Origin of the sequence: Streptococcus agalactiae ATCC 13813 (assembly GCF_000186445.1) — a bacterium.
In the GTDB taxonomy this organism is placed as follows: Bacteria; Bacillota; Bacilli; order Lactobacillales; family Streptococcaceae; genus Streptococcus; species Streptococcus agalactiae.
Genome location: NZ_GL636070.1, coordinates 300,626 through 305,651 on the forward strand (window position 1 = coordinate 300,626; position 5,026 = coordinate 305,651).

Annotated in this window: 5 protein-coding genes and 2 pseudogenes; 6 read left to right on the forward strand and 1 reads right to left on the reverse strand. The window is 34.0% G+C overall.

Annotated features, from left to right (window positions below; all coding sequences use genetic code 11):
- The 4 genes and pseudogenes from HMPREF9171_RS01000000112920 to HMPREF9171_RS111495 all read left to right on the forward strand — a co-directional run.
- Window positions 1-320 (forward strand): annotated as a pseudogene (locus HMPREF9171_RS01000000112920) (MobQ family relaxase); the annotation flags it as partial.
- Window positions 321-437: 117 nt separating this feature from the next.
- Window positions 438-854, forward strand: a complete 417-nt coding sequence (locus tag HMPREF9171_RS111505; protein WP_000792450.1) for a hypothetical protein — start codon at window positions 438-440, stop codon at window positions 852-854.
- A 2-nt stretch (window positions 855-856) separates the two neighbouring features.
- Window positions 857-1,060: a helix-turn-helix transcriptional regulator gene (locus HMPREF9171_RS111500; protein ID WP_021675795.1), complete on the forward strand. Its 204-nt coding sequence runs from the start codon at window positions 857-859 to the stop codon at window positions 1,058-1,060.
- A gap of 102 nt (window positions 1,061-1,162) precedes the next feature.
- Entirely contained in the window at window positions 1,163-1,327 is a 165-nt protein-coding gene (locus HMPREF9171_RS111495; protein ID WP_000390744.1) for a transposon-encoded TnpW family protein, read from the forward strand.
- Window positions 1,328-1,369: 42 nt separating this feature from the next.
- Here HMPREF9171_RS111495 and HMPREF9171_RS111490 read toward each other — a convergent pair.
- Window positions 1,370-2,314: pseudogene (locus HMPREF9171_RS111490) on the reverse strand (cache domain-containing protein); the annotation flags it as partial.
- Between the two features lie 171 nt (window positions 2,315-2,485).
- Here HMPREF9171_RS111490 and HMPREF9171_RS111485 point away from each other — a divergent pair.
- The gene (locus HMPREF9171_RS111485) at window positions 2,486-3,805 is read left to right on the forward strand and encodes a 2-hydroxycarboxylate transporter family protein (protein WP_001058339.1); all 1,320 of its coding nucleotides are present in this window, start codon (window positions 2,486-2,488) and stop codon (window positions 3,803-3,805) included.
- 24 nt (window positions 3,806-3,829) lie between these two features.
- Window positions 3,830-4,993 (forward strand): NAD(P)-dependent malic enzyme, encoded by a 1,164-nt coding sequence (locus tag HMPREF9171_RS111480; protein ID WP_001293710.1) that lies wholly within the window; start codon window positions 3,830-3,832, stop codon window positions 4,991-4,993.
- The last annotated feature ends 33 nt before the right edge of the window (window positions 4,994-5,026 follow it).

Consider the following 5,026-nt stretch of genomic DNA (forward strand, 5'->3'; position numbering starts at 1 on the left):
AAAGATACCTACAAAGCCTATACTAAACTAAAGAAAAGTAAACAGGAATATTTTTATAACGAGCATACGGCAGAGATTATTTTATTTGAGAGTGCGAAAAAATATCTGAAAGAACATTTAGGAGAAAGCAAGAACTTAGCCATTAGCAAATGGAAATCGGAAGTTGATACTTTGAAGAAAGAAAAAAGAGTCTATATAATCAAATATTGGAGATACGAGAGGAAGTAGGACAAGCAGAAAAAGTTAAAACCTGTATAGAGCAGTTACAGGAACAAGAAAAGCGACTATCGCAGGTAAAGAAGAATGAGTTAGAGTTATAAAAACAAAAAAGTGAAATATTTATAACTTTACTATTGACATTAAAATTGTTATGTGATATATTTATAACATCGAGTTAGAAATATATCACTTGAAATTATATGTAAGGAGAACTTGAAATGAAAAACAAAGTATCTATACGAGAAGTTGTTGCAACAAAAATTATTATTGCAATTTTAATTGCAGGGTATTATTGGTTGTGGAGTAGAAGCGACTATCAGCCTGAATATCGACAATTTTCAAGCTATTGGGGTTTTCTTTTATTTTTGATACTGATAGTACATTATTTTAGAGTAAAAAAATATAAGAAAGAATACTTTGATGAATTTGCAGAAAAAAATCTATTAAGATGTGATGCGATATGCTTGAAAGTTTTTTGTCTTTTGATGGTCATTATAGCATATTTAGGAGGAATTTTAGGTCATGTAAATGCAATTTCAACAGCAGTTATGGGATGGCTAATTATTGGAACCATAATTGCAATTACAATACTTCGTACGATTATATTTTTAATTATGGATTCTAAAGGAGTATAATGATGGCACTTATAACAAAAGTTAAGGAATATAGAGAAAAGGCAAAATATAAGCAATCCGAACTTGCGGAAATGGTAAATGCCAGAAGAGAAACTATTGTACATCTTGAAAATGGAAAATATAATCCGTCATTAAAATTAGCTATGGATATTGCAAAAGTATTTAATGTTAGTGTAGAAGATTTATTTGAATTTACAGATGATTGAGATACACAATTTAATTTAGGAAAATATAATATACAATTCACAGAACAGTAAATCAAAAAGGTTTACTGTTTTTTTATTGTTTAAAAATGGAAAGGAGAATTTATGGAAGAAGAAAAAAGGAAAATACAAGCACCACCACATAAACAGTTAATTATGTATATGGGGAAGACAAAATACACTGTAAACCTACATTTCAAGCAAGGTACAGGGGAAACATACAAGGATAAAATACTAAAGCTAATCAAGAGAGAAACAGAGAAGATATAAATTTGTCAAAGAAATTTTGTTTATGTCCTTGACAAATCTTCCCAAAGTGAAAAGTGTTTCAGTAACATTCCTTAAGAAGACAACATAACCTCTATTTTGTGTTTTAACCGTAATTGGCGAGATAGATAGTAAATAGTCTTGTCCTTGAAAATGTAATACTTGTTCAGTTTTTTTTGAAAAATGATCCTGCTTGAGTTGAGGAATTAAAGATTCTAATAATTTACCTGAAAATAGGTCTCGTTGCCCCTCTTTTTTGAATAATAAACTAGCTGCGGGATTATTTCTTTTGATGATATGCCTCTGGTCAATAACAAATACAGCAGCTTGAATTTGGTCCAGTGTTGCATTGCGCTCTTCTAAATGTTGAAAAATATCACTTGGATGGAGGTTGTGAAGTTGTTTTTTTAAGCCATAAGAAATTATACTTGTGACGACTAAGCTAATCAAAATACTAATCAAGAGAGGCTTACTAAACTCTTTTATACTACTTTGAGATAAGTCTCCAAGTGTCGTTAATTTTAAGCCAACTGCAATTGCTCCAACCTGTTTTTGGTGATCATATACTGGAATTAAGTATCGTAAAGATTTTCCTAAAGAACCTTCTGCAGTAGACATAATAGCTTTTCCCTTAAAAACAGCTTGTTCATCACCGCCTTGAAATGGTTTACCAATCTTAGTGGAGTCAGGGTGGGTAAAACGGATCCCTTTTAAATTTATAAGGACAATATAGTCTAAATTTGATTTTTTGCTAAGGAATAGCATTTGTTTTTGGAGACTTTGATTATAGTGATTATCTTTGAGTGTTTGTATAACTTGTGGATTTCTCGATAAAGCATAACCAGTATTTTTTAAGATTTTTTCTTCCTGTACCCTTACCATACGATAGGACTGATGTATAGTGACATAATAAAAAATAGAAAATATACAAATGGTCATAGTGACTAAAATCAATGATAGAAATGCCCAAAGAGATAGTTTTTTTTTCATCAGCACCCTCCGAGTTTAGTATAACATAGCCTAAAAACTAGAATCCAGCTTAAATTAATTAAATAAGTTGAAATAATTCAATTACTTAAATAAACTTCCTTATCACTAAGTCCCAAAGTAAACTGTACATAAGAAGTAAAAGGAGGTGCTTTCACGGCAGACGTGAAGGTAGTGAATAATGAGGGTTCTAGAGGTCAAAAGCAAGACTTAAAGACTAAACTATTTCATATACTGGTAGGGTCAGTTCCCCTACCAGTATATGTTTGTTTAGCATTATTGATTCTTCTAGCAGGCTTTTTACAAAAATTGCCAGTCAATATGCTAGGAGGATTTGCAGTCATCTTAACAATGGGGTGGTTCTTAGGTACTATCGGAGCTAGCATTCCTGGTTTTAAAAACTTCGGTGGCCCAGCTATTTTATCTTTATTAGTACCATCTATTTTGGTGTTTTTCAACCTCATTAATAAAAATGTTTTAGAGTCAACAAATATGTTGATGAAGCAAGCTAACTTTCTTTATTTTTATATTGCTTGTTTAGTGTCCGGTAGTATTTTAGGGATGAATCGGAAAATGTTGATTCAGGGATTGCTAAGAATGATTTTCCCCATGTTATTAGGAATGGTTTGTGCGATGATGGTAGGGACATTTGTCGGTGTTATTTTAGGCTTAGAGTGGCGACACACTTTGTTTTATATCGTAACATCCGTTTTAGCTGGTGGTATTGGTGAAGGTATTTTACCATTATCGTTAGGCTATAGTTCAATTACCGGTGTAGCTAGTGAACAACTAGTTGCTCAACTCATCCCAGCCACTATTATTGGTAATTTCTTTGCCATTTTATGTACTGCACTATTGAATCGTTTGGGAGAAAAGAAACCACACTTGTCTGGTCAAGGGCAATTAGTAAGGTTAAATAAAGGAGAGGACATGTCAGATATTATTGCTGATCATTCTGGCCCAATTGACGTTAAGAAAATGGGTGGAGGTGTTTTAACAGCATGTAGTCTCTTTATTTTTGGACATTTGTTGCAGCAATTAACTGGATTTCCTGGCCCTGTATTAATGATTATTGCAGCAGCTATTTTGAAATATATCAATGTTATTCCTAGAGAAACACAAAATGGAGCTAAGCAACTTTATAAATTTATTTCTGGTAATTTTACATTTCCTCTAATGGCAGGGCTAGGATTGCTTTATATCCCGTTAAAAGATGTTGTGGCAACGCTTAGCATACAATATTTCATAGTTGTTATTAGTGTTGTATTTACAGTTATTTCTGTTGGATTCTTTGTATCGCGATTCCTTAATATGAATCCTGTTGAAGCAGGTATTATTTCAGCTTGTCAAAGTGGTATGGGAGGAACAGGAGATGTTGCCATTTTAAGTACAGCAGACCGAATGAACTTAATGCCATTTGCTCAAGTTGCTACGCGTTTAGGAGGAGCTATTACTGTTATCACGATGACAGCCATTTTACGCATGTTATTCTAATATTTATCAAAAGGAGTTATCAAAATGAGTGAAAATTTAGGTCAATTAGCTATCAACCAAGCTAGAGAAAATGGTGGAAAATTAGAAGTAATTTCAAAAGTTAAGGTGGAAGATAAGAGGGGTCTTAGTATTGCCTATACCCCAGGGGTGGCGTCAGTATCATCGGCTATTGCAGAGGATGTGGAGCTTGCATATGAGTTGACGACTAAAAAAAATACAGTAGCCGTAGTGAGTGACGGTTCGGCTGTTCTTGGATTAGGAGATATTGGTCCTGAGGCAGCAATGCCAGTCATGGAAGGTAAAGCAGCACTCTTTAAACGTTTTGCAAATGTAGATGCTGTGCCAATTGTGTTGAAAACAAATGATACAGAGGAAATTATTTCTATAGTAAAAGCGATTTCGCCGACTTTTGGAGGGATTAATTTAGAGGATATTTCAGCACCACGTTGTTTCGAAATTGAACAACGCCTAATTGAAGAATGTGATATACCAGTTTTCCATGATGACCAACATGGTACAGCAATCGTAGTATTAGCGGCTTTGTTTAACAGTTTGAAGCTAGTTAAAAAAGACATTGAAGACATCAGAGTAGTTGTTAATGGTGGAGGTTCAGCGGGCTTATCTATAACAAGGAAGCTTCTATCAGCAGGAGCAAAACATGTAACGGTAGTTGATCGATTTGGCATTATTAACGATAAAGATCGGGAGTCATTAGCCCCTCATTACAAAGCGATTGCAAAATTGACTAATAGAGAATTCCAATCTGGATCCTTAGAAGATGCTTTGGAGAATGCCGATGTTTTTATAGGTGTTTCTGCTCCGGAAGCATTACATGCAGAATGGATTTCCAAGATGGCTGATAAACCTATTGTATTTGCAATGGCGAATCCCATTCCAGAAATTTATCCAGATCAAGCCTTAAAAGCCGGAGCTTACATAGTTGGAACTGGTCGTAGTGATTTTCCAAATCAAATTAATAATGTTTTAGCATTTCCGGGTATTTTCAGAGGAGCATTAGATGCTAGAGCAAAAACGATAACTGTTGAAATGCAAATTGCGGCAGCGAGAGGCATAGCTAGTTTAATACCGGAGGAAGAATTAAGCACAACTCACATCATTCCAAATGCTTTTCAAAATGATGTGGCCGATGTAGTTGCTAAAAGCGTCAGTAATGCTGTACAAAAATAAGGTGTAAAATAAAAACTGAGCTATGCTCAGTTC

What these genes read in the sequence shown, in the direction of transcription:
- HMPREF9171_RS111480 (WP_001293710.1), top strand. Translation starts at nt 3,830, where the DNA reads ATGAGTGAAAATTTAGGTCAATTAGCTATCAACCAAGCTAGAGAAAAT.
- HMPREF9171_RS111495 (WP_000390744.1), top strand. Translation starts at nt 1,163, where the DNA reads ATGGAAGAAGAAAAAAGGAAAATACAAGCACCACCACATAAACAGTTA.
- HMPREF9171_RS111505 (WP_000792450.1), top strand. Translation starts at nt 438, where the DNA reads ATGAAAAACAAAGTATCTATACGAGAAGTTGTTGCAACAAAAATTATT.
- HMPREF9171_RS111500 (WP_021675795.1), top strand. Translation starts at nt 857, where the DNA reads ATGGCACTTATAACAAAAGTTAAGGAATATAGAGAAAAGGCAAAATAT.